The following is a 24,084-nucleotide window of genomic DNA, read 5'->3' on the forward strand; positions in this document are numbered from 1 at the left end:
GCCTTGATTCCATATTTCGAGATTAGCGTCTCGATATATGAGATCTGAAGCAGGGGTGGCAGGCTGTTCCCATGAACACCGAGCCGGTCACGCCCACCGCGCCACGGCCGATCCGCCGGGCGATCATGACCCAGTGGTGGCGGGAGCTGGCGTTCCTGCACTGGCCGGTCGAGCCGTCCGTGGTGGCACCATTGCTCCCGGCGGGCACCTGTCCCGACACGCTCGACGGCGTGACCTACGTGGGGCTGATCGGCTTCCGGATGGACCGGGTCGGCCTGGGCGTCGGCGTGCCGTACTTCGGCCGGTTCGCCGAGACGAACGTGCGGCTCTACTCGGTGGACGCCGCCGGTCGGCGCGGCGTCGTCTTCCGGTCGCTGGACGCCGCACGCCTACTGCCCGTAGTCATCGGGCGGACGCTCTTCGGGCTGAACTACGTGTGGTCGCGGATGGCGATCCGGCGGCGCCCGGACGGGTCGTACACGTACGAGAGCGTCCGCCGCTGGCCCGACGCCGGGCCGCGCACGGCGTTCACCGTGGTACCGGGCGGTCCGGCGCCGGCCGAACCACTCAACGACTTCCTCACCGCACGCTGGGGCCTGCACACCGTCTCGCGCGGCCGGACGATCTACCTCCCGAACGAGCACCCGGCCTGGCCGCTACACAGCGCAACCCTCACGGACCTGGACGAGACCCTGCTGACCGCCGCCGGCCTGCCCGCCCCGAGCGGCCCGCCGCCGTCCGTACTCTTCTCGCCCGGCGTGCCGGTGCGCTTCGGGCCGCCGCTAGGAACCTAGGCCCAGAGCTGGCCTTCCAAAGCGGCTTCGGCTTCGGCGAGGGTTCCGGCGTAGGCGCCGGTGGAGAGGTACTTCCAGCCACCGTCGGCGACGATGAACACGATGTCGGCGCGCTGCCCCGCCTTCGCCGCGCGGTGTGCGGTCGCGAGCGCCGCGTGCAGGATCGCACCGGTCGAGATGCCGGCGAAGATGCCCTCGACCTCGATCAGCTGCCGGGTGCGCAGCAGCGCGTCCCGCGGGCCGACCGAGAACCGGGTGGTGAGCACGCTGGCGTCGTACAGCTCAGGGACGAACCCCTCGTCGATGTTGCGCAGGCCGTACACCAGCTCGCCGTACCGGGGCTCGGCGGCGACGATCTGGATGTCCGGCACCTTCTCGCGCAGGTACCGACCGGTACCCATCAGCGTGCCGGTCGTGCCCAGGCCCGCGACGAAGTGCGTGATCGACGGGCAGTCCCGCAGGATCTCCGGGCCGGTCGTCTCGTAGTGCGCACGCGCGTTCGCCGGGTTGCCGTACTGGTAGAGCATCTTCCAGTCGGGGTGCTCCTCGGCCAGTTGCTTCGCCATCGCGACGGCCTGGTTCGAGCCACCGGCGGCGGGCGACGGGATGATCTCGGCCCCGTACATCTGCAGCAGCTGACGCCGCTCCACCGACGTGTTCTCCGGCATCACGCAGATCAGCCGGTAGCCCTTGAGCTTCGCCGCCATCGCCAGCGAGATGCCGGTGTTGCCGCTGGTGGGTTCCAGGATCGTGTCGCCGGGACGGAGCAGGCCGTCTCGCTCGGCCTCGGCGATCATGTAGATCGCCGGGCGGTCCTTCACCGACCCGGTCGGGTTGCGGTCCTCGAGCTTCGCCCAGAGCCGGACGTCGTCGCTCGGGGAGAGTCGCGGCAGCCCGACGAGCGGCGTCTCGCCGAGTGCGTCGAGCAGTGAGTCGTATCGGGCCATCGTCGATCTCCCTTCTGGCACCGGCCGCTAGCGGGGGCCCGCAGGCCCCCGCCGGCCGTGCTCAGCAGCCGCCGGCCACCGCGGGCAGCACGGTCACCGAGTCGCCGTCCTTCAGGCCGGTGTCGAGGGCACCGGTGAACCGGACGTCCTCGTCGTTGACGTACACGTTCACGAAGCGGTGGAGCGTGCCGGTGTCGGTGACCAGCCGGCCACGCAGGCCGGGGTACTTGCCGTCGAGGTCGGCGATGAGCGCCTCGAGCGTCTCACCGTCGCCCTGCACGGTCTTCTCGCCGCCGGTGTAGGTGCGCAGGATCGTCGGAATGCGGACTTCGATCGCCATAAGTACTTAAACCTCCTGGAAGTGACGAAAGAGCAGCCGGCGGGGGCAGGCTGATGCGGTGGATCCTCACGTGCCAGATCGTGCGGCACGGGTTGGACTCAGCGGCAACGACAGTCGTAGACCACCTCGGCCGGAGTATGGCCGAAGAGGTAGGACTGGGTGGGGGTCACGACGCGGACTCCATGATCTCCACCGGCTCTTCGGTCACCACACCGTCGACGATGCGGAACGAGCGGAACTCGACGGTGTCCGCGTCCCGGGTCGAGACCAGGACGTAGTGCGCACCCGGCTCCTGCGCGTAGGAGATGTCGGTGCGCGAGGGGTACGCCTCGGTCGCGGTGTGCGAGTGGTAGATGACGACGGGCTCTTCGTCCCGGTCGTCGAGCTCCCGGTAGAGCTTGAGCAGGTCCATCGAGTCGAACTCGTAGAACGTGGGCGACCGGGCGGCGTTCAACATCGGGATGAACCGGTCAGGCCGGTCGCTACCGGCCGGACCCGCCACCACGCCACACGCCTCATCGGGGTGATCGCGGCGGGCGTGCGCCACGATGGCGTCATAGATAGCCCGGTCGAGAGTCAACACGACGTCCAGCGTACCCAGCCCATCGCGCGGGATTCACCCAGACGGGACGCGCATCACTCCGGGTCTATCGCATCGACGAGGCTGGCCTGCAGGCCGGTCAGGAACTGGTACAGCGAGAGCCCGAGCACGCGGGCACCGGTCGGGTCGACGCCCGCAGCCGCCTCGAGCTCGGCGAGCGGGTCGGTGTCGGCCTCGATCTCCAGCGCGGTGCCGAGCATCAACCGGGCGTCGTTGAGCGCGAGCAGCCAGGCCTCGGCCCGATCGTCGTCCAGCCGGATCTCGCCACCCTCGAACGGGAGGTCGTCGAGGATCACGCCCGCGTTGCCGATCTTCTGCTCACGCAGCGACGACTCGGTGAGGCTGCGCAGCTCGGCCGCCGCCTCCGGGTCGTCCCGGTAGCCGTCCGGGAAGAGGCGAGCCAGGACCGGGTCGGCGCTCGGACCGGCGACCCCGACCGCGTCGACCCCGTCGTCCACCAGCTCGACCTCGAGGTCCTCCGGGTCGGGTTCGATCTTGTCGAAATCGTCGAAGACGTCGCCCGGCCGGGGTGAAGCCCCGAACGGCCCGGGCCCGAACGGGTCCGGGTCGGCAGCCGAGACCCGCCCCAGCGAGGACGGGCCGAGGTCGAGGCTCATGACGCCGCGTCGGTCGCCGGCCTGGATCAGCCCGGCGACCTGCGCGACCACCAGCCCGACCGCTTGCGCTTCCTCAGCGCTCAGCCGCAGCGTGTAGGCGTTGTTCGACCGTGTGAAGCCGTATGTCATCTCAGTCCTGCTGCAGGGTGGCCCAGAGCCCGTGCGAGTGCAGCCTGGCGACGTCGTGCTCCATGCGTTCCCGGCTGCCGCTCGACACCACGGCTCGGCCCTTGTGATGCACGTCGAGCATCAGCTGGGTCGCCTTGGATTTGTCATATCCGAACAGCTTCTGGAACACGTAGGTCACGTACGACATCAGGTTGACCGGATCGTCCCAGACAACCGTGACCCACGGTCGTTGCTGCGCGGGCCTTTCTACGGTGCTCGGTGTCTCCGCCGGAGCGACCAGGGGAGCGGTCATGAACCCCATCGTGCCATCGCTGGAGGTTCTCGCAACAACCCCGGGCAACGCAGTTCTCGTCCGTGGGGTCGAGCCGGGGTACCGATCGGCGGCTCGTAGGCTGGAGTCATGGGGACAGCACTGCTGACCGACCACTACGAGCTCACGATGCTGGCCTCCGCGTTGCGCGACGGCTCGGCCCAACGCGAGTGCGTGTTCGAGGTGTTCGCCCGCCGCCTGCCGAAGGAGCGACGCTTCGGCGTCGTCGCGGGCACCGGCCGCCTGCTGGACGCGCTGGCCGACTTCCGGTTCGACGCCGACGAGCTCGACTTCCTGCGCAGCGCCGGAGCGGTCGACGCCGACACCGCCGCCTGGCTGAAGGACTACCGGTTCAGCGGTGACATCGACGGTTATCCGGAGGGTGAGCTGTACTTTCCCGGATCGCCGATCCTCACGGTGCGGGGAACGTTCGGCGAGGCCGTGCTGCTGGAGACGCTCGCGCTCTCGATCCTCAACCACGACTCGGCGATCGCCACCGCGGCCGCCCGGATGGTCATCGCCGCGAGCGACCGGCCGCTGATCGAGATGGGCTCCCGGCGCACCCACGAGGAAGCCGCGGTGGCTTCCGCGCGGGCCGCCTACCTGGCCGGTTTCACCGCGACGTCCAACCTCGAGGCGGGTCGGCGCTACGGCATCCCGACGACCGGCACCAGCGCACACGCGTTCACGCTGCTGCACGACACCGAGAAGGCCGCGTTCGCCGGCCAGCTCGCGGCGCTGGGCGTCGGCACCACGATGCTCGTCGACACGTACGACATCACGGCGGGGATCCGCACCGCGATCGAGGTGGCCGGGCCGTCGCTCGGTGCCGTCCGGATCGACTCCGGCGACCTCGGTGTGCTCGCCGTCCAGGCCCGCCACCAGCTGGACGCGCTCGGCGCGACCGCCACCCGGATCGTCGTCTCCGGCGACCTGGACGAGTACGCGATCGCCGCGCTGGCCGTCGCCCCGGTCGACGCCTACGGCGCCGGAACCGCGGTGGTCACCGGCTCCGGCGCACCCACCGCGGGCATGGTCTACAAGCTGGTCGAGGTCGAAGGCCGGCCGGTGGCCAAGCGCAGCGAGAACAAGGCGTCCCGGGGCGGGCGGAAGACCGCGGTCCGGCGCTACAAGCCCACCGGCACCGCCGTCGACGAAGTGATCACCGCAGGGGCGGCCACCCCGGAACTCGGCGACCACGACCGGCTGCTGCAGATCCCGCTGGTCCGCAACGGGATCCGGGTACCCGAGGCCCCGACGCTGCTGCAGTCGCGGGACCACCTGGAAAAGGCCCTCGTGACGATCCCCTGGGAGGGTCTGAGCCTGTCGGCCGGAGAGCCGGCCATTTCTGTCGCTTTTGCTAGCTGAGAGGGCACGCTCATGGCTCGCGCGTTGATCGTCGTCGACGTCCAGAACGACTTCTGTGAGGGCGGCTCGCTGGCCGTGGCCGGTGGCGCCGGGGTAGCCGGCGGCATCTCCGCCGCGCTGGCCGCCGACGCCCGGAAGTGGGACCACGTGGTCGCCACCCGCGACCACCACATCGACCCCGGCCACCACTTCTCCGACCAGCCGGACTTCGTCGACACCTGGCCGGCGCACACGGTCGTCGGCACGGCGGGCGTCGAGCTGCACCCGAACCTGGAGACCGGGCGGATCGCGACGATCTTCGACAAGGGCGAGTACGCCGCGGCGTACTCCGGGTTCGAGGGCCGCGACTCCGACGGCGCGGACCTGACGACCTGGCTGCGGGCGCACGACGTGACCGAAGTGGACGTCGTCGGCATCGCCACCGACCACTGCGTGCGGGCGACCGCGCTGGACGCCGCCCGCAACGGCTTCGCCACGACCGTGCTGCTCGACCTCACCGCTGGTGTCGCGGCCCCCACCACTCAGCGCGCGCTCCTCGAGCTCGAGCAGGCGGGCGTCGCGCTGGTGGGCGAGCCGGTCGTCGCCGGTTAGGCGTTCGCCCGCTTCGGGAAGACCGTGTAGGTCAGGGCGACGATTCCCCAGATGACCACGACCTTGAGCAGCGCGGACAGGGTTACGTCGAGCGCTGCGGTCCGGTCGTGGTCGTCGATGAGCCGGATCGCGCCGAACAGCAACGCGGCCGAGATCCCGCACGCCACGACCGCCCGGATCCAGAGCGTCCACTCGTACCGTGCCCGGGCCATGCCGTACTTCGGCGGCTTCGTCGGCGCAGGGCCCTCGGCGAACCGGTGCGCGAACCGCTGATCAGCCCAGCGCACCATCATCGGCCCGAACGCCACCGAGAACCCGATGTACATCGCCGCCAAACCATGCGTCCAGTCGGCCGTCGCACCACCGCGCAGGTCGATGATCGCGGCCGTCAACGCGACCAGATCCACGAGCGCGGTCGACAGCAACAGCCCCGCGCCGATCTTCCGCAACCCGAAGACGTACCGCGCCACCAGCCCCGCGAGCAGGACGGCCCAGAACCCGATCTCACACGCGGCCAAGACATAAACAACCATGGATCGAGCATCGCGTCCGTGCTGACGCATCGCGTCAGCTCAGCGACGATCTGCCGGTACGTCGTCCGACCGACGTTCACCGCTTCTGTCCGTACATCCTTCGGCGGACGCCGGTCAGCGGCCGTCCGTCGTTCCGGTGGACGCCGTCCGCCGGCGGCCGTGGTCGAATCGGGAGGTGGGATTGAGCTGGCGGCGATTCGGGCTGGCGGTCGGCGCGTTCGCCGTCGGCCTGGTGCTGTTCGCGCTGGGCTACCCGCTGGACTCCTGGGTCGGGGTGGCCACGCTGGGCGCCTCGACGGCGTCGCTGCTGTTCCTCCGCAGTTACCCCCGGCTCAGCCTCGGGGTGGCGTCAGCGGCGCTCGCCGTGGACTGGATGGTCGGGCCGAACCTGGTGCCGATCTTCGTCCTCGCCAACGCGCTGTACGAGCTCACCGAACGGGGGTCGGAGCGGACCGGTCGTCGGTTGATGATCGGCTCGATCGGTGCGGTCCTGGTGTTCACCGTGATCGGCCTGGCGCGGCAGGGTGACATCGAAGGCGCCCTGTACGGGGTGCAGGTGGCCCTGTTCACGGTGCTGCCGGTGGACACCGCGATGACGGTCCGGCGCCACCGGCAGACCGCCGCGGCCGAGCGGGAACGTGCGGAGCAGACCGCCCGGCTCGCCGAGCTCGATCAGCGGGCCGCGATCACCGCCGAGCGGACCCGCGTGGCCCGTGACCTGCACGATTTGGTGGCCAACGACCTGAGCGTGATCGCGCTGCACTCCACCGCGGCGCTGGCGCGTCCGGACGACGCCGAGGCCGCGCAGGAGGCGCTCGGCGTCATTCGGCAGCACAGCGTCAGCGGGCTGGCCGAGATGCGGCACCTGATCGGGGTGCTGCGGGCCGACGACGGGGGCGACTCCCCCGCCGAGGCGCGGCTCGACCAGCTACCGACGCTCGTCGAGAGCATCCGGGCGGACGGCCAGGACGCCACGCTCCGGGTGGACGGTGAGGCGCGCAGGCTGGCGCCCGCGGTCGAGTTGGCGGGTTACCGGATCGTCCAGGAAGCGCTCGTCAACGCCCGGAAGCATGCCGCGAGCCAACCGGTGGACACGCTCGTCCGGTACGGTCCGGACGCGCTGACGCTGACCGTCGAGAACCCGCTGCCGACCGAGGACTGCCCGTTCCCGCTGGTCGGCGGCGCGGGTCTGGTCGGGATGGCGGAGCGGGCGACGCTAGTGGGAGGTGCGTTGGACGCGGGGCCACGCGACGGACGATGGCGAGTACACGCGGAGATCCCGCTGTGACCGTTCGGGTGCTGGTCGCCGACGACCAGGCCGCGGTGCGGACCGGGCTGGTGCTGATCCTCGGCTCCGCGCCCGGGATCGAGGTCGTCGGCGAGGCCGCGGACGGCATCGAAGCGGTGGACCTCGCCCGGGAACTGCGCCCGGACGTCGTCGTCATGGACGTGCGGATGCCGAGGCTCGACGGGATCGCCGCGACCGCGACGCTGGCCGCGGAGGGCGTGGCCGACGTCCTCGTGCTGACGACGTTCGACCTGGACGAGTACGTGTTCGGCGCGCTCCGGGCCGGCGCAGCCGGTTTCCTGCTCAAGGACGCGGAGGCCGCCGACCTGATCGCGGCGGTGCGGCTGGTGGCCGCCGGGGAGGGCATGGTCGCGCCCCGGGTGACGCGGCGGCTGATCGACGCGTTCGCCCGCGGCCCGGCCCCGATCACCGAGCCGCCGCCCGGGCTGGAGAAGCTGACGCCGCGCGAGCGCGAGGTGCTCGATTGCCTCGGCCAGGGGCTCTCGAACGCGGAGATCGCGGACCGGCTGGACATGGCCGAGGCGACCACCAAGACCCACGTCAGCCGGATCCTGGCGAAGCTCGGGCTCCGGAGCCGGGTGCAGGCGGCCGTCCTGGCCCGCGAGCTCGGCCAGCTCTGAGCGCGACCCGGTGCCGGCGAGGGAGTCCTAGAGGTCCTCGACCTCGTCGATCTCCTCGCGCGGGACGCCGAGGAAGAACAGCACCGCGTCCAGGTACGGCTGGTTCAGCGCGGTGTCGGCCACCTCCCGCAGCGCCGGCTTCGCGTTGAACGCGATACCCAGCCCGGCGGCGGTGATCATGTCGATGTCGTTCGCCCCGTCGCCGACCGCGACCGTCTGGGCCATCGGCACGCCCGCAGCCTCGGCGAACCGCCGCAGCGCGGTGGCCTTGCCGGGGCGGTCGACGATCTCGCCGATCACCCGCCCGGTGAGCACCCCGTCGACGACCTCGAGCGTGTTCGCGGCCGCGAAGTCGAGCCCGAGCAGGTCGACGAGATGGTCGGTGACCTGCGTGAATCCTCCGGAAACGATGCCGCAGCGATACCCCATGCGCTTGAGCGTCCGGACCAGCGTGCGCGCGCCGGGCGTCAGCCGCACCTCGTTGCGCACCTTCTCGAGCACCACCGCGTCCAGGCCGGCCAGTGCCTCCACCCGCTGCCGCAGCGAATCGGCGAAGTCCAGCTCACCCCGCATCGCGGCGGCGGTGACCGCGGCGACCTCGGCCTCCCGGCCCGCGTGCGCCGCGAGCATCTCGATCACCTCACCGGTGATGAGCGTGGAGTCGACGTCGAACACGACGAGCCGCTTGGCACGGCGGGAGAGGCCGCTGCGCTCCACGCCGATGTCGATGTGGTGGTCGGTGGCCAGTGCCGAGAGCGCGGTGCGCAGCGGTGCGCCGTCGACGCCGGACACCCGCAGCTCCAGGCTGGTGACCGGGTACTTCGAGAGCCGCGTGATCGTGTCGATGTTGCCGCCCAGCTCGCTGATCCCGGCTGCGATCGCGGCGACCGCCGACGCGGTGAGCGGCCGCCCGAGCACGGTGACGTGGTGCGGTTTCTGCTGGCGGCGGGTCATCGGGTGGTCGCCGGACGGGGCCAGCGCCACCTCCATCCAGATGCCGAGCGCGCGGCCGAGGTCGGTGACGCGGTCTCGCAGCGTCGGCAGGTCGTCAGCGGACGGCAGCTCCACCGAGACGCCGAGGAGCAACTGGCCGCGGATCACGACCTGCTCGACGTCCCGGACTTCGAGGTCGAGCGTGGCGAGCGTGGAGAACAGAGCCGCGGTGACGCCGGGGCGGTCGGTTCCGGTGACGGTGAGCAGGGCACGCGTGCTGTGGGTCATCGCTCCGGTTCCGCGGCTCGAGAAGCGTAAGTGGCGCCTACCCACCGTAGAACGCCGCCGCTGCTCGTCACGTGCCCGCCCCCACCTCCTGTGAGCCACTCCACCGAACAGCGAAGCGGCCGACCCCGGGAGGCCAGCCGCTTCGCTGTTGGTCAGGCTGAAATCGTGGGCTGCTGAGGGTTCTTGACCTCGTGGGCCCAGGGCGCCAGGTGCGGGAACTTCACGTCGAACGCCGGACGCTCGGAGCGGATCCGCGGCAGCTCGAGGAAGTTGTGCCGCGGCGGCGGGCAGGACGTGGCCCACTCCAGCGAACCGCCGTAGCCCCACGGGTCGTCGACGTTCACGACGCGGCCCAGCTTGTAGGACTTCCAGATGTTCCACATGATCGGCAGCGTCGAGATGCCGAGGATGAACGCGCCGATCGTGGAGATCGTGTTCAGCGTCGTCCAGCCGTCCATCGGCAGGTAGTCGGCGTAGCGGCGGGGCATGCCCTCGTTGCCCAGCCAGTGCTGCACCAGGAACGTGGTGTGGAAGCCGATGAACGTCAGCCAGAAGTGCAGCTTGCCGAGGCGCTCGTCGAGCATCCGGCCGGTCATCTTCGGGAACCAGAAGTAGATGCCGGCGAACGCGGCGAACACGATCGTTCCGAACAGCACGTAGTGGAAGTGCGCCACCACGAAGTAGCTGTCCGAGACGTGGAAGTCGACCGGGGGGCTGGCCAGCAGAACACCGGTCAGACCACCGAAGAGGAACGTGACCAGGAAGCCGACCGAGAACAGCATCGGGGTCTCGAACGTCAACTGGCCGCGCCACATCGTGCCGATCCAGTTGAAGAACTTCATGCCGGTCGGCACCGCGATCAGGTACGACAGGAAGCTGAAGAACGGCAGCAGCACCGCGCCGGTGACGAACATGTGGTGCGCCCACACGGTCATCGACAGCGCCGCGATCGCCACCGTCGCGCCGACCAGGCCCTTGTAGCCGAACAGCGGCTTGCGGCTGAAGACCGGCAGGATCTCGGTGATGATGCCGAAGAACGGCAACGCGAGGATGTAGACCTCTGGATGGCCGAAGAACCAGAACAGGTGCTGCCAGAGGATCGGGCCGCCGGTGTCGGAGTCGTAGACGTGGGCGCCGAGGTGGCGGTCGGCCAGCAGACCGAAGAACGCCGCGGTCAGGATCGGGAAGACCATCAGCACCAGGAGGCTGGTGACCAGCATGTTCCAGGTGAAGATCGGCATCCGGAACATGGTCATGCCCGGCGCGCGCATGGTCAGGATCGTCGTGATGATGTTGACCGCACCGAGGATCGTGCCGAGACCCGCGATTGCGAAGCCGACGATCCACAGGTCGGCACCGGCGCCCGGCGAGTGGATCTGCGAGTTCAGCGGCGCGTAGGCGAACCAGCCGAAGTCAGCAGCGCCGCCCGGCGTCAGGAAGCCGGAGAGCACCATCAGGCCGCCGAACGCGAACGCCCAGTACGCGAACGCGTTGAGTCGCGGGAACGAGACGTCCGGCGCGCCGATCTGCAGCGGGACCAGGAAGTTCGCGAACGCGAAGCCCAGTGGCGTACCGAACAGCAGCAGCATCACCGAGCCGTGCATCGTGAACAGCTGGTTGTACTGCTCGTTGCTCAGGAACTGCAGGCCCGGGCGGGCGAGCTCGGCGCGCATCAGCAGCGCCATGATGCCGGCGGCTGCGAAGAAGAAGAACGACGTGATCAGGTACATGATGCCGATTTGCTTCGCGTCGGTCGTCCGGATGATCCGGGCCAACGCGTTGCCCTTGACCGACTCGCGCACCGGCCAGGGCCGGCTCACGATCGGTTCGGGTTCGATGCGCTCGGCTTCGATGGTCACAGCCGGACCCTCCTGGCAGATCGGCGTCGCTGAGCCTGTGTGCGGGCCCGCGGCTGGCAAGCCTCGCGAGCAGAATAGTCCGTCTCTCATGTCTGACTCGGCGGGGGTCTACCTCGCGTCGGCGTGTCTGAATGATCCCCTTCGTAGGCGTGGTTCACACAGATGCGCGAATCGCGGCGAAGAGGGGGGTCAGGCGGTGGCGCGGAATCTCCATCAGCGTCGCGTCGATCTCCGGCGCGGCGGCCGGGGCGCCCGGGCGCCCCGGCGGCCGCGCCGTGGGGAGGAACTCGGCGACGCGCCTCGTGGCGTCGGGCTTCGGGAGGCCGCAGATCGTGACCAGCCCGTCCCGCCAGACGTTCACCAGCTTTCCGTGCGCCCGGTCCAGCACGTGCCGCACCAGCCGATCGCCCTGGTCCGGCGGCTCGTCCACGGCTACGGCCTCGACCAGCGCGGACGTCGGTCCCGGCGTACTCCGCCGGAAGCGCAGCGCCCACTTCGGCGCGACCAGCTCCGCGAGCGCGCGCTGGCTCACCGCGTCCGCCAGGTCAGGATGCTGGTTACCGACCGCCACCGCGACCCGCCGGGCGTCCACCGCCAGCAGGATCCGGAGCAGCCAGCTCCCCGGGTCGGCGGTCGCGTCGACCGCGACGGCCCCGGAACGCGCCGGCCCGGGTATCCCGCCGGTCCAGACCGCCCCGAGCGGCCGCTCCCCCACCAGCCGCGCGGCCGAGCCGCCCCGCGTGAGCGCGGCCCTCAGCACGCCTGGCGTCGGCGCCGCCTCGAGCACCGGTAGACCCTCCGGGCCGGCGGCGGCCTCCACCAGCGCGACCGCGACCTCCGCCGAGGCCACGCCGGACGCCTCGGCCGACTGCTCGCCGTGCGTATAAATCGTGGGCCGGCCGCCCCGCGCACCCTTCCGGCGCGCCTTGTTCGTCGGACGCAAGAGATAGAGGTCGCTCGCGCTGCCGACCGCCTGGGCGCCGTCGTAGCGGGAGAACGCGGGCCACTGCGCCTCGACCACGAGTTCCAGCTCCCCGAACGTCCGCTGGACGGCCAGCCCGAGGGCAGGCGTCCGCTCCGAGAACCCGTACGCGAGAAGAACCTGGCCGCCCGCCGTCAGCCCTTCGACCGCCCGTTCGAGGAACAGCCGCACGCCGTCCGGCGTGTACGGCGGGTCGGTGAACGCGAGTCCGGCTCGCCCGGCCGCCGCCGGCGGTAGCCCGAACCGCAGGTCACCGGCGAGGCACCGCACCGAGAGCCCGGCCGACACCGCCGCCCCGTCGAGGTACGCGAGCAGCCGCTCGTCCACGTCCACCACGGTCGCGGTCAGCTCCGGCCGGAGCAGGCAGGTGGCCAGCGCGGTCAGGTCGTGGTCCCCGACGCAGAGCAGGTGGCCACCGGCCAGGTCGAAGTGGGCGTCCAGCCAGAGCGCGCGGCGGACCGCGGTCTCCGGGGTCGCCGCGACGTGGTCGAGCGCGCGCCGCGGCGGCGGGGCGTCGGCACGCAGCCGGGTCATGGTCGCCAGCAGGTCACCGGCCGCGGCCAGCGCCGGGCCGAGCGGATCCGCGAGTGCGGTGGTGCGCGGCAGACCGAACCGCTCCCGGTACTCCCCCGCGCGGTCGCCGCGGATCCGGAGGGCCTCGCCGGGCGCGAGATCGGGACCGAGCGCGGCAAGCACCTCCTCCACCGTGCGGCGCGGCACCGCAGTCACCCGCACCAACTCGGCGAGCGTCCACCCACGGTCGGTCAGCGCCACGACCACGTCCCGAATCGGCCGGGAGTGAACGCCGTACTCCGCGACCAACGCCGCGACCGCCGCGAGCCCGGCGTCCGAATCAGCAGTCACGCGGGAAGGCTCGCACAGCCGCGCGGAGCGCGGCACTCCGGCCGCCAACACGCCCGAGAAAGTACAATCCTCCATCATTGGGATAAATCGGGAGGCAGGGTGACCGATCAACTGGTCCCGCGGGTGAGCGCGTCGGGCGGTGACCTCCCTCCCGACCTACCCGAGGCCATCGTCGCGGTCGACCCCGACGGCCGGATCACGCAGGCGAACTCCGGCGCCGAGTTCCTGTTCGGCTACAGCTGGGACGAGTTGGCGCAGCGGCCGCTCGACGACCTGCTCCGCGAACCGGCCGAGCTGCAGGACGCCACGGCTCAACCGCACGCCGGCATCGAGCTGGCCTGCCTGCGCAAGGACGGCAGCGAGTTCCTCGCCGAGCTCTCGCTGACCCCGATGGACACCCCGGAGGGGCCGCTCGTCTCGGTGGCGATCCGCGACCTCGGGCGGCGCAACCGGGCTGTGGAGCGGATGCGGTGGCTGTCCGCGATCGTCGAGCACGCGCACACGCCGATCGTCAGCGCGTCCACCGACGGGACGATCACCTCCTGGAACACCGCCGCCGAGCGGGTCTACGGCTGGACGTCCGCGGAGATGGTCGGCCGCCCGATCACCGCGTTCGTCGAACCGGTCCACGCCGAGCTGGTCTCCGAGACGCTCGCGCAGGTCCGCGAGGGCGAGACCGTACACATCCCGGACGGCCAGATCCTCCGCGCCGACGGGCGGAGGGTCGCGGTGAGCGTCACCGCGTCCCCGATCGTCGGACCGAACGGGGGCGTCGTCGGGATCGCCTACGCGGCCCGCGACCTGAGCGACTCCGAGCGCGCGGAAGCCAAGTTCCGCTGGCTGCTCAACGCCACACCGCTCGCGATCATCGGCGTGGACGTCGACGGCCGGATCCAGATGGCGAACACCGAGGCGACCCGCGCGTTCGGCTACCTCGCCGACGAACTGGTCGGCGAGCAGATCGACACGGTGCTGCCGGACGCTAGACAGGCCGTGCTCGACGAATCCCGCAGCTCCCGCCGCGGCGTCGGGCAGACCGACGTCGACAGCTCCCGGGCCACTGGCCGCCGCAAGGACGGCTCCGAGTTCCCGGCCGACATCCGGCTCTCCTCGCTGCTCACCGAGGACGGCGTGCTGATCGCGGTCACCGTGCACGACATGACCGCGCGGCTGGAGGGCGAGGCCGAGCGACTGCGCCTGGAGAACGAACTCCAGCGGTCGCAGCGGCTGGACAGCCTCGGGCAGCTGGCCGGCGGCGTCGCCCACGACTTCAACAACGTGCTGGCGATCATCCTGAGCCACGCGTCGATCGCCGAGGAGGACCTCAACGGCCTGGAGTCGCTGATCTCGCTCGGCGACGACCAGGGCAGGCTCGCCGGCGCTCGCCGCGCCGTCGAGCAGATGCACCAGGCCGCCGAGCGCGGCTCCCGCCTGACCAAACAACTGCTCGCGTTCGGCCGGCGCGAGGTGGTCCGTCCGCAGGTCTTCCTGCTCAGCGAAGTGATGGCGGACGTCACCCGGCTGCTGGCGGGCACGCTCGGCACCGACGTCCGGGTATCGACGAGCAGCGACCCGGAGCTCTGGCCGGTGACCGCCGACCCGGGCCGGATCGAACAGGTGCTGGTCAACCTGGCCGTGAACGCCAGGGACGCGATGCCCAAGGGCGGGACGCTGCAGATCGACGCGGCCAACGTCGCGCTGGACTCGGCCCAGGCCGCTCGGTACGGGCTCACCGACGGCCGCTACGTGCAGCTGCGGGTCACCGACACCGGCACCGGGATGCCGCCGGAGGTGGCCGAGCGGGCGTTCGAGCCGTTCTACACGACCAAACCCGAGGGGCAGGGCACCGGGCTCGGGCTGGCGTCGGTGTACGGGATCGTCTCGCAGGCGGCGGGCACCGTCTACCTGCGGTCCCGGCCGGGCTGGGGTACGACGGTGACGATCCTGCTGCCCGCCTCCGACGGCGCGCCCACCACGCGTCCGGAAGCGCCGGGCGCGGGTCGGCCGCCGACGCCGGAGGCCAGGCCCGACCGGTGCGTGCTGGTCGTCGACGACGAGCCCGACCTGCGCAAGTCGATCGAGATCATCCTCGGCCGGGGCGGGTACGCGGTGCTGTCGGCGGGCTCCGGCGACGAGGCGACGCAACTCGCCAGCGCCTACGAGGGGACGATCGACCTGCTGCTCACCGACGTCACGATGCCCGGGCTGTCCGGGCAGGAGGTCGCGAACCGGCTGCGGATCGACCGGCCGTCGATGCGGGTCCTCTACATGTCCGGCTTCGCCCAGCCGCTGCTGACGTCAAAGGGAACGATCGGCCCGGACGTCACGTTGGTGGAGAAACCGTTCACACGGCGCAGTTTGCTCGCGAAGGTCGCCGAAGTCCTCACGCCTGCCTAATCTCAGGGGGACACCGACGGAGGTGCGTGCCATGTCGGCACGGCCCCCGGTCGGACGACGTCCGGGAGTGCCTGCCCGCCGCGGGGACCCCCTCGCTGATCACCGCCGAGGAGTACGCCGAGGTCTGCGTCCCGACCGTGCGCTGACGCGAATGCGGGCTCTAACGAGTCGTTAGAGCCCGCTTTCGCGTCAGTCCGCGTCCAAGACCGTCGGGCCGCGGAGGACGGTCAGCGCACGGAGCGCGCACTCGAGCTCGAACCGCGAGTCGGGGTCGTGCAGTTGCTCGCCGAACAGCGCCTCGAGCTGCCGCAGGCGGTACCGCACGGTCTGCGGGTGCACCTGGAGCCGCGACGCCACCTCCGGCGCCCCACCCCGGGTCTCCAGCCACGCGAGCAGGGTCTCGCTCAGCCGCGCCTGCTGTTTCACGGTGAGCTGCCGGAGCGGTGCCAGCCGTTGCGCGGCGAACAGCTCGACCAGCGGCTCGTCGGCCAGCAGCATCAGCGTGGACAGGTGGTCGTTGCTGCGGACGACGTGCTTACCGCTCAGCGTCCCGCGCCGGAGCAGCGCCAGCGCACGCCGGGCCCAGCGCAGCGACCGCCGCGCGTCCTGCACCGGCACCGGAAGTCCGAGCGCCGCCCGCGAACCGTGCAGGACCGTGCGGAGCGCACCCTCGGTGCGGTCCAGCTGCGGTTCCGGCACGAGCAGGCAGGGTTCGGCGCCCTCCAGGTCGACCAGCACGGCCGGCCCCAGGTCCGGCAGCGTCAGCTCCCGGTCGTCGGCGCGCGGCTCCAGCGCGACGGCCACCAACCGCTCGGGCACCGTCCACCGCGCCGACTTCGCCAGGTCGGCGATCGCCGCCGCGGACGGTGGTGGGTCGGACAGCAGCATCTGCATCAGCTGCCGCCGCCGGCGTTCCCTCGCGCCGGCCGCGTGGGCCTGCGCTTCCGCGTACCCCTCGACCGACAGCGCGGCGAGCTGGTCGACGTACGCGATCACCGCCTCGCCCAGCTGGAACAGCAGCGGCGCGGGCAGCTCCAGCCGCAGCCCGGCGTCGGCCAGCCGCCGCCAGGCGACCCGGGCACCCAGCCGGTACGCGGCTTGCAACGCGTCCAGGCTGCGGCCCTGCTGATATTCGCCGTACCCCAGCTTGCGGTGCACGGCGTCCCAGTCGTCGACGGTGAGGCTCGGGTCGCCGACCTTGTCCGCGAACTGGGTGAGCGCACGCTCGACCCCGACGCGGATCACGTACTCGTACGGTTCGCCCATCGACTGGCCGAACTCAGGGATGCGCTCCCGCACCGCCTCGACGATCTCCTCGGCCAACGTGCCGAGTTCGGGCTTGATGATCTCTGCCAACTCGGACGGCAGGCCCGCCCAGGGTTCGAACGCCCCTGGGCGCAGGGCTAACTGCGACATCTGGCCACCTCCAGCCGACCCGACCCGTGGCGGCCGGGTGACGCACGGCGATACCTGCATCGCGAGCACGCGGAAGCTGCACATCACCCCGGACACCGGAAGGGTGCCTTCGGTCGGAGAGGAGGCGGCTGCGCGCGTGGCTCGCGCAACGTCCTGTGACGACCCCGAAGCCACAGACAGTAATGCGAAACTGACGGCAGACTATTAACAAGGCGTTGCAACTGTCAACAGACAAGTTACGCCCACGGAACCAGAAATTTTGGCAGTACCACGAATTTTCGTTCCGCTCTGCCATTTCCAGGAAATACCCTCGGTGAGGAGGGGGCGGCCGTTTCCCGAGCAACCTTTCCGCATTCAGAACACGCTGTGGACGCTTTCTCGACGGCCGCGACAGACTCCTCCACGAGATTAGTCAAATTCGCACGAATCGCCCACTTCGTCGTGGTCGTTCTGCGATGATGGCGTGACCATCGGGGCGGAAACGGTCGGACGTGATCGTCCGCGTCACGGCGAAACCACCCGGCGGCGGCACAAGGAGGACGTCGGTGACTTCTCGTGTGGTGCTGGTGCCAATTGCGCTCGCAGCATTTGTCACGTCGCTAGATAACACGGTCGTGAATGTCGCGCTGCCGTCGATGCAACGGGAGTTCGGCCTGCCGGTCAGCGGCCTTCAATGGATCGCGACGAGCTATATCCTCGCGTTCTCCGGCCTGCTGCTCGCGGGCGGCCGCTTGACCGATCTGTACGGCAGGCGGCGGGTGTTCCTGATCGGACTCGGGCTGTTCGTCGGCGCCTCGGTATTGGCCGGGTTCGCCACGTCCGGTGACTTTCTGGTCGGCGCCAGGGTGCTCCAGGGCGTCGGCGCCGCGCTGGTGCTGCCGTCCACGCTCGCGGTACTGGCCGCCGACGTCGCGCCGGCCGCCCGGCATCTCGGCGCGGGCATCTTCACCGCGTCGATCGCGCTGTCGCTCGCGCTGGGCCCGGTGGTCGGCGGCGCGCTGGCCGAGTACTGGCACTGGAGCTGGATCTTCTTCCTCAACGTCCCGATCGGGTTGTTCACGATGGCGCTGGGCGCCCGGACGATCGGGCGGTCGCGAGCCGACGGCCAGGGCATCGACGTCGCCGGGCTGGTCACCTCGACCGTGGCGATGACCGCGCTGGCGTACGCGCTGATCGAGGGCCATGCCAAGGGCCTGGGCTCGCCCGACATCCTGATCGCCGCCGTGCTCGCGGTCGTCGGTGGTGCCGCGTTCGTCGTCGTCGAACGGTTCGCGCAGGCACCGATGATCGACGTGACGCTGTTCGCGAACCGGGTGTTCAGCGGCGGCACCGCCGCCCAGGTGCTCTGGGGCCTCGGCATCAACGGGGTCTTCTTCTTCACGTCGCTGTTCCTCCAGGACGTGCTCGCGCTCAGCCCCACGGCCGCCGGGGCGATGTTCGTGCCGCTGGCGATCGCGCTGGTGCTGTTCGTCCCGGTCTCCGCGCTGCTCGCCAACCGAGCCGGCGTCCACCGCACGGTTGCCGGTGGGATGGTGCTGATCGCGATCGGGCTGGTGTGGGTCTCGTTCGTCGGCCGTGGCGACACGGCAGCGATGCTGTTACCCGGCCTGGTGCTGATCGGGGTCGGCTCCGCACTGACCACACCGCTGACGTCGGCGGTGCTGGAGGTGGTGCCGGAGGCGAAGGCCGGCGTCGCGGCCGCGGTGGTGAGCGTGTCCCGGGAGGTCTCCGGCGTGCTCGGGATCGCGCTGACCGGCGCGGTCGTCGCGGCCCGCGAGGCGGCGGCGACGGCGGACGGGGCAGCTCCGGTGGATGCGTTCGCGAGCGGGTACGCGCTCGGCCTCTGGTGCTCCGCCGCGCTCACCCTGCTCGGTGGTGCGATCAGCCTCGTCACGCTCCGCCCGTTCCCCGCCGCGGAGCCGGTTCGTCCGCTTCAGCCCGTGCGCGGCGTCACCAGCCCGGATTCGTAGGCGACGACCACGAGTTGCGCGCGGTCCCGGACCCCGAGCTTGACCATCGCCCGGTTGACGTGGGTCTTCGCGGTCAGCGGGCTGATCACCAGGCGTTCGGCGATCTGGTCGTTGGACAGGCCATGCGCGACCAGCGCGACGGTCTCGCGCTCGCGGTTGGTGAGTTCGGCCAGCCCGGATCCGACGCCGGCGCGGAACGGCTCGGTGACGTACCGGTCGATCAGCCTGCGGGTGATCGACGGCGCGAGCAGCGCGTCACCGCGCGCCGCGACCCGGACGGCATGCAGGAAGTCCTCCGGCTCGATGTCCTTGACCAGGAAACCGGCGGCGCCCGCCCGCAGCGCGTCGAACACGTACTCGTCCACGCCGTAGTTGGTCAGGATGACGACGTGCACCCGGGCCAGCGCCGGGTCCGCCGCGATGCGCCTGGTCGCCTCGACGCCGTCCATCACCGGCATCTGGATGTCGACGAGCGCGATGTCCGGCAGGTACTCCCGGGCCAGCGCCACCCCCTCGGCGCCGTCGGCGGCCTCGGCGACCACCTCGATGTCGTCTTCGGCGTCGAGCATCGCGCGGAACCCGCTGCGCAGCAGCGGCTGGTCGTCGACCAGCAGGACGCGGATCACGACGCCCGGCCGACCGGGAGTTCGGCGTGGACGGTGAAACCGCCCTCGTCCCGCGGCTCCGCCCGCAGTCGCCCGCCGAGCGCGGTGACCCGCTCACGCATCCCGAGCAGCCCGACGCCCGGTTCCGGCGCGGTCGCGGGCGTGGCCTTGCCGTCGTCCTCGACGCGGATCGCGAGGGCGTCCGGGCGGTAGTCGATCCGCACCGAGGCCGTCGCGGCGGCCGCGTGCCTTGCGATGTTCGTGAGCGACTCCTGGACGATCCGGTACGCGGTCCGATCCACCGCGACCGGCACGTCGAGCCGCTGCCCCGCGATCGTCAGCGTCGCGTCCAAGCCGGTCGCGCGGGCCCGTTCCACGAGTTCCGGAACGTGGTCGAGCCCGTTCGACGGCGTCTTGCCGTCCTCGCGCAGCGCCTCCAGCGTCGCCCGCAGCTCCCGGGTCGCTTCCCGGCCGGCGTCCCGGATCGCGAGGAGTGACTCCGGCACCTGCTCCCCGCGCTTGCTCGCCAGGTGCACGGCGACCTCGGCCTGCACCTTGATGATCGAGATCTGGTGGGTCAAGGAATCGTGCAGCTCACGCGCGATGTGCAACCGCTCCTCGTTCGCCCGCCGCCGCGCGGTCTCCTCGCGGGTGCGCTCGGCTTCGTCCGCCCGCCGCTCGGCCTGCCGCAGCGCCTCGCCGGCCGCGCCGGCGGCGATCAGCCAGGCCAGCTCCAGCGCACCGCGGGCCTGTGCGAGCGCCTGGCTCACCGATCCGTCCACGACGGCGATCAGCACTGCGAGCGGCAGCGCGGCCAGCATCACCACCGACACCAGCACGGTGAGCAGACGGTGCCCGGCCCGCACCGCGGAGTACACCGCGACCAGATACGCGACGGCAGGCACGTCGTACCCCAGGGCCTGGTAGCCGACGGTGCACAGCCCGATCGCGACCAGGACAGGGATCGGAGCCCGGCGGCGAACCACCAGCGCGAGACCACCCAGCGCCAGCAGCACCACACCCGGGACGCCGGAACCCGCACCGGACAGCCCGGTGAACACCGCCGTCGCGGCCACGCAGACGGCGATCGCCCAGTCTGTGACAGCCGGCCGGAGACCGGGCCGTCCTGTGCTCATGGCCGCACCCTAACCCGCGGGCGCGGCGCGCGAGTCGTGCTCGGCGACGAGCATCCGCCTACTGCGCACGCAGTAGTTCTGCGGTTTCTGCGGCGCCCGCAGCAGCGTTCCCACGCCCTCCGCGGCAGTCCGAAGTGTCTGCGTCTGCCAGACGACCTGCGCGGTCTCCGGCGACACGATCGGCCACGACGGTTCCCAACCCCGAGGAGCATCCGATGTCGACCGGAATACTGGCCTCGCTGGCGCGGCTCTGTTACCGACGCCGCCGCCTGGTCGTCGCGACCTGGATCGTCGGCGTCATCGCCGTGGCGTTCGCCGGATTCGGGTTCGGCGCCGCGTCCGACAACTCCGCCTCCGGCGGCGACTCCGGGTCGGCCAGAGCGCAGTCGCTGATCGAAGAGCACTTCCCCGACCAGCAGGGCGACACGCTGACGCTGGCGATCAAGGCCGACAACGGCATCGACGATCCGGCCGCCCGGCGCACGATCGAGGCCGTCATCGCCGACCTGGCCGCCTCACCGGTCACCGGGCCGGTGACCTCGCCCTACCAGGATCGGAGCCTGGTCACGGCGGACCGCCGGATCGCCAGAACGACGATCCCGCTGACCGCGGCCGAGGTCTCGGAGGCCGATGTCGAGCCGCTGGTGACGACGGTCAAGGAGGCCTCCGGCGACGGTGTGACGCTGGGCCTGGGCGGCAAGGCGGCGGAGAAGGCCGAAACGCCGCCGCAGGGCGCGGCCGAGAGCGTCGGCGTCCTGGCGGCGGCGGTGATCCTCTTCATCGCGTTCGGATCGCTGGTGGCGATGGGCCTGCCGATCGCCACCGCGCTGCTGGCGATCGTCGGCGGCATCGCGCTGATGAAGCTCGCCGGGCACCTCGCTCCCTCACCGGACTTCACCGTGCTCATCGCCGCGATGATCGGGCTCGGTGTCGGCATCGACTACGCGCTGTTCATCGTGACCCGCTACAAGGAGAGCCTGCAGAACGGCGACGAGCCGGAGGCCGCGACGGTCACCGCGATCGCCACCGCGGGCCGCGCCGTGCTGTTCGCCGGAACCACGGTCGTGATCGCGCTGCTCGGCCTGGTCACGATGGGGCTGCGGATGATGACCGGCGTGGCCATCGGCGCCTCGGTGACGGTCCTGGTCACGATGGTCGCCGCGGTGACGCTGCTCCCGGCGTTCCTGGGTTTCACCGGCTACCGGATCCTCGGGATGCGCCTGCCTCGCCGCGCGCGGAAGAACCGCAGGGCTCCGGCCGAGCGCTGGGCCGCCGTCGTGCAGCGCAGGCCGCTGGTCGCCGCCGCGCTGGCCGGTGTGGCGCTGCTGGTGCTGGCCGCTCCGGCGCTGTCGATGCGGCTGAGCCTGCCGGACGCAAGCGTCCAGCCGCGCGACCGCAGCAGCTACACCTCGCACGAGATCGTCTCCGAGGGTTTCGGCCCCGGGTACGGTGCACCGCTGGTCTTCGCCACCCGCGTCGATTCGGACGCCGACCTGCGCCCCGTCGTCGACGCGGTCCGCGCGACCCCGGGCATCGCCTACGTCACGCCGCCGCGGATCAGCGCGGACCAGCAGGCCGCCACGTTCATGGCATACCCCACGACCGGGTTCCAGGACGAGGCGACCGCGGACCTGGTGCACGAACTCCGCAACGACGTGCTGCCCGCGGCGCCCGGCGGGGACGGCGTCCACATCGGCGGCCCGAACGCGCTCGCGATCGATTCGGCCGAGGAGATCAGTTCGCGCCTGCCGCTGATGATCGCCGTTGTCCTCGCGATGTCGCTGGTGCTGCTGATCGCGCTGGTCCGGTCGGTCACGATCGCGCTGCAGGCCGCCGTGATGAACCTGCTGTCGATCGGCGCCGCGTACGGCGTCCTGGTCGCGGTCGTGCAGTGGGGTTGGTTCGGCACCGCGCTCGGCTTCCCCACCGCGATGCCGATCACGACCTGGCTGCCGATGATGATGTTCCCGATCCTGTTCGGGCTGTCGATGGACTACGAGGTGTTCCTGATCTCGCGGGTCCGCGAGGAGTACGAACGCACCGGCGACACCCGGGCTGCCGTCGCGCGCGGGCTGGCCCGGACCGCCAAGGTCATCACGGCCGCGGCGGCGATCATGATCGCGGTCTTCACGACGTCGCTGCTCGGTCCGGACATCTCGGTCAAGCAGGCCGGATTCGGTATGGCCGTGGCGGTGCTCATCGACGCCACGGTCGTCCGGATGGTGCTCGTCCCCGCGGTGATGGAGCTGTGCGGACGGGCGAACTGGTGGATGCCCTGGCGCCGGACGCCGTCGCCCGCAGCGGCCGACGACGTCCGCGAACCCGTCCAGGTCTGACCGGCCGGCCCGGCCCCGCGGGGCCGGGCCGGAAACGGCCGGGCTCAGACGGCGCCGGGCCGGAGCCTGCCTGCCGGGCTCAGGCGGGGACGCCGAGGCCCGCGGCCAGGACCGGCCACGACGAGCGGAGCTTCTGCTCCCAGTACGGCCAGGCGTGGACGCCCGTGTTGCCGAGGTCGGTGGTCACCGGGATGCCCGCCGCGCGCAGCTTCGACGCCAGCGCGTCGTTCGCCGGCGCGGCGACGCTCTCCAGCAGCGTCGCGTCCAGCGGAGCGTCACCCGTCTCGGTCTTGCCGTTGCCGCACGAGAGATACAGCCGCATCCCGCGCAGCTTGGCCACGTTCGACGCCGGGTTCCGCGCCGCCCAGCCGAAGAAGTTCAGCACCGGGTCGCCCCACATCTGGATCGGCAGCTCACCGGCGCGCAGCACCATCGCCTGCACCAGCACCGGCGCGCCGGGGAACAGCGTGTCGACCAGACCGCTGTAGGACGCCGCCGACTTGAACCGGCCCGGGTACTGGAACGAGTAGGTCAGCGCGCCGTACCCGCCCAGCGACAGGCCGGCGATCGCCCGGTTCGGCCCGGCCCGGTACCCGCGCTCGAGCAGCTGGAACAACTCGACCATGTGGAACGTCGCCCACTTGCGCGGTTTCGCCGAGCCGCCGAACAACCAGTCGGTGTAGAAGCCGGCCTGACCGTCGCTGGGCATCACGACCAGCACGTTCTTGTCCGCGGTGAACGCCTCGACGTTGGTGAAGTGCGTCCACGACTTGTAGTCCTGCGGCTCCCCGGCGCCGTGCAGCAGCCAGAGCGTCGGCCAGGTGACGGTCGGGTTGGCTGCCCAGTCCTTCGGCAGCAGCAGCCGCGTCGAGACGTTCCCGCCGAGCGCGGGCGAGTGGATCAGCAGGTCCACCGTGCGGGGGCCGACGAGCGTCTCGGAGACGACGTACGCGCCGTCGTCGGCCCGCGCCGCCGACCCGACGATCAGCCCGGGCGCCGCCGCCGGCTGCTGCGCCGCCGCCGGGACGGCCACCGCGCCGAGCGCGCCGCCGACCACGAGCGCCAGCGCTGCGCACAGCGTCCGCATGCGCAGTTCGGACCGCAACCGCCGCAGGCGGACGAATCTCATCGGGGGACGA

Annotated in this window: 22 protein-coding genes; 8 read left to right on the plus strand and 14 right to left on the minus strand. The window is 71.2% G+C overall.

Features of this window, described 5'->3' with window-relative positions; translation table 11 throughout:
• Nucleotides 1-71: 71 nt before the first annotated feature.
• Entirely contained in the window at nucleotides 72-794 is a 723-nt protein-coding gene (locus BUB75_RS17200) for a YqjF family protein (protein ID WP_073258266.1), read from the plus strand.
• On the opposite strand, the gene BUB75_RS17205 is transcribed toward BUB75_RS17200, so the two are convergent.
• The 5 genes from BUB75_RS17205 to clpS form a co-directional block, all read right to left on the minus strand.
• Nucleotides 791-1,741, minus strand: coding sequence for a PLP-dependent cysteine synthase family protein (locus BUB75_RS17205; RefSeq protein WP_073258268.1), 951 nt, complete (start codon nucleotides 1,739-1,741; stop codon nucleotides 791-793). The genes BUB75_RS17200 and BUB75_RS17205 overlap by 4 nt on opposite strands.
• Nucleotides 1,742-1,802: 61 nt before the next feature.
• The gene (locus BUB75_RS17210) at nucleotides 1,803-2,081 is read right to left on the minus strand and encodes a MoaD family protein (RefSeq protein ID WP_073258270.1); all 279 of its coding nucleotides are present in this window, start codon (nucleotides 2,079-2,081) and stop codon (nucleotides 1,803-1,805) included.
• Nucleotides 2,082-2,247: 166 nt separating this feature from the next.
• Nucleotides 2,248-2,664 (minus strand): M67 family metallopeptidase, encoded by a 417-nt coding sequence (locus tag BUB75_RS17215; RefSeq protein WP_073258272.1) that lies wholly within the window; start codon nucleotides 2,662-2,664, stop codon nucleotides 2,248-2,250.
• Nucleotides 2,665-2,717: 53 nt separating this feature from the next.
• On the minus strand, nucleotides 2,718-3,428 hold the full coding sequence (locus BUB75_RS17220) for a DUF2017 family protein (protein ID WP_073258274.1): 711 nt from the start codon (nucleotides 3,426-3,428) through the stop codon (nucleotides 2,718-2,720).
• Between the two features lies 1 nt (nucleotide 3,429).
• Nucleotides 3,430-3,720, minus strand: a complete 291-nt coding sequence (gene clpS, locus BUB75_RS17225; RefSeq protein WP_073258276.1) for an ATP-dependent Clp protease adapter ClpS — start codon at nucleotides 3,718-3,720, stop codon at nucleotides 3,430-3,432.
• Nucleotides 3,721-3,828: 108 nt separating this feature from the next.
• On the opposite strand from clpS, the gene BUB75_RS17230 reads away from it, so the two are divergent.
• Nucleotides 3,829-5,106 (plus strand): nicotinate phosphoribosyltransferase, encoded by a 1,278-nt coding sequence (locus tag BUB75_RS17230; RefSeq protein WP_073258277.1) that lies wholly within the window; start codon nucleotides 3,829-3,831, stop codon nucleotides 5,104-5,106.
• Nucleotides 5,107-5,118: 12 nt separating this feature from the next.
• Nucleotides 5,119-5,697 (plus strand): isochorismatase family protein, encoded by a 579-nt coding sequence (locus BUB75_RS17235; RefSeq protein WP_073258279.1) that lies wholly within the window; start codon nucleotides 5,119-5,121, stop codon nucleotides 5,695-5,697.
• Here BUB75_RS17235 and BUB75_RS17240 read toward each other — a convergent pair.
• Nucleotides 5,694-6,230: a hypothetical protein gene (locus BUB75_RS17240; RefSeq protein ID WP_073258281.1), complete on the minus strand. Its 537-nt coding sequence runs from the start codon at nucleotides 6,228-6,230 to the stop codon at nucleotides 5,694-5,696. The genes BUB75_RS17235 and BUB75_RS17240 overlap by 4 nt on opposite strands.
• Before the next feature lie 181 nt (nucleotides 6,231-6,411).
• On the opposite strand from BUB75_RS17240, the gene BUB75_RS17245 reads away from it, so the two are divergent.
• Both BUB75_RS17245 and BUB75_RS17250 read left to right on the plus strand, forming a co-directional pair.
• Entirely contained in the window at nucleotides 6,412-7,518 is a 1,107-nt protein-coding gene (locus BUB75_RS17245; protein WP_143175255.1) for a sensor histidine kinase, read from the plus strand.
• Complete coding sequence (locus tag BUB75_RS17250; protein WP_073258283.1) at nucleotides 7,488-8,159, plus strand: response regulator; 672 nt, start codon at nucleotides 7,488-7,490, stop codon at nucleotides 8,157-8,159. The genes BUB75_RS17245 and BUB75_RS17250 overlap by 31 nt, the downstream gene beginning before the upstream one ends.
• Before the next feature lie 27 nt (nucleotides 8,160-8,186).
• On the opposite strand, the gene serB is transcribed toward BUB75_RS17250, so the two are convergent.
• From serB to BUB75_RS48145, 3 genes are all read right to left on the minus strand, one after another.
• Nucleotides 8,187-9,380, minus strand: a complete 1,194-nt coding sequence (gene serB, locus BUB75_RS17255; RefSeq protein ID WP_073258285.1) for a phosphoserine phosphatase SerB — start codon at nucleotides 9,378-9,380, stop codon at nucleotides 8,187-8,189.
• 152 nt (nucleotides 9,381-9,532) lie between these two features.
• Complete coding sequence (ctaD, locus tag BUB75_RS17260; protein WP_483863803.1) at nucleotides 9,533-11,233, minus strand: aa3-type cytochrome oxidase subunit I; 1,701 nt, start codon at nucleotides 11,231-11,233, stop codon at nucleotides 9,533-9,535.
• Between the two features lie 160 nt (nucleotides 11,234-11,393).
• Nucleotides 11,394-13,085: a bis-aminopropyl spermidine synthase family protein gene (locus tag BUB75_RS48145; protein ID WP_073258287.1), complete on the minus strand. Its 1,692-nt coding sequence runs from the start codon at nucleotides 13,083-13,085 to the stop codon at nucleotides 11,394-11,396.
• 99 nt (nucleotides 13,086-13,184) lie between these two features.
• On the opposite strand from BUB75_RS48145, the gene BUB75_RS17270 reads away from it, so the two are divergent.
• Nucleotides 13,185-15,482: a PAS domain-containing hybrid sensor histidine kinase/response regulator gene (locus BUB75_RS17270; RefSeq protein WP_178379888.1), complete on the plus strand. Its 2,298-nt coding sequence runs from the start codon at nucleotides 13,185-13,187 to the stop codon at nucleotides 15,480-15,482.
• 189 nt (nucleotides 15,483-15,671) lie between these two features.
• Here the strand turns inward: BUB75_RS17270 and BUB75_RS17275 are convergent, their stop codons facing one another.
• Nucleotides 15,672-16,898: a helix-turn-helix domain-containing protein gene (locus BUB75_RS17275; RefSeq protein WP_073258289.1), complete on the minus strand. Its 1,227-nt coding sequence runs from the start codon at nucleotides 16,896-16,898 to the stop codon at nucleotides 15,672-15,674.
• A gap of 545 nt (nucleotides 16,899-17,443) precedes the next feature.
• Between BUB75_RS17275 and BUB75_RS17280 the strand changes: the two genes are divergently transcribed.
• On the plus strand, nucleotides 17,444-18,868 hold the full coding sequence (locus BUB75_RS17280; RefSeq protein ID WP_084741347.1) for an MFS transporter: 1,425 nt from the start codon (nucleotides 17,444-17,446) through the stop codon (nucleotides 18,866-18,868).
• Here the strand turns inward: BUB75_RS17280 and BUB75_RS17285 are convergent.
• Genes BUB75_RS17285 through BUB75_RS46270 form a run of 3 tightly spaced genes read right to left on the minus strand, consistent with a single transcriptional unit; the run spans nucleotide 18,832 to nucleotide 20,786 of the window.
• Nucleotides 18,832-19,494 carry a response regulator gene (locus BUB75_RS17285; protein ID WP_073258291.1) on the minus strand — a complete coding sequence of 221 codons (663 nt, stop codon included), beginning with the start codon at nucleotides 19,492-19,494 and terminating at the stop codon, nucleotides 18,832-18,834. The two genes, BUB75_RS17280 and BUB75_RS17285, sit on opposite strands and share 37 nt — an antisense overlap.
• Nucleotides 19,491-20,609, minus strand: a complete 1,119-nt coding sequence (locus tag BUB75_RS17290) for a sensor histidine kinase (protein ID WP_073258293.1) — start codon at nucleotides 20,607-20,609, stop codon at nucleotides 19,491-19,493. Before BUB75_RS17290 ends, BUB75_RS17285 begins: the two co-directional genes overlap by 4 nt.
• Nucleotides 20,610-20,618: 9 nt before the next feature.
• Complete coding sequence (locus tag BUB75_RS46270) at nucleotides 20,619-20,786, minus strand: hypothetical protein (RefSeq protein ID WP_178379889.1); 168 nt, start codon at nucleotides 20,784-20,786, stop codon at nucleotides 20,619-20,621.
• A gap of 38 nt (nucleotides 20,787-20,824) precedes the next feature.
• Here BUB75_RS46270 and BUB75_RS17295 point away from each other — a divergent pair, with 38 nt between their 5' ends.
• On the plus strand, nucleotides 20,825-22,945 hold the full coding sequence (locus BUB75_RS17295; protein WP_073258295.1) for an MMPL family transporter: 2,121 nt from the start codon (nucleotides 20,825-20,827) through the stop codon (nucleotides 22,943-22,945).
• A gap of 79 nt (nucleotides 22,946-23,024) precedes the next feature.
• Here BUB75_RS17295 and BUB75_RS17300 read toward each other — a convergent pair whose 3' ends face one another.
• Nucleotides 23,025-24,074 (minus strand): alpha/beta hydrolase, encoded by a 1,050-nt coding sequence (locus tag BUB75_RS17300; RefSeq protein WP_218617575.1) that lies wholly within the window; start codon nucleotides 24,072-24,074, stop codon nucleotides 23,025-23,027.
• Nucleotides 24,075-24,084: the final 10 nt, after the last annotated feature.

It is taken from the genome of Cryptosporangium aurantiacum, assembly GCF_900143005.1.
Classification (GTDB): domain Bacteria; phylum Actinomycetota; class Actinomycetes; order Mycobacteriales; family Cryptosporangiaceae; genus Cryptosporangium; species Cryptosporangium aurantiacum.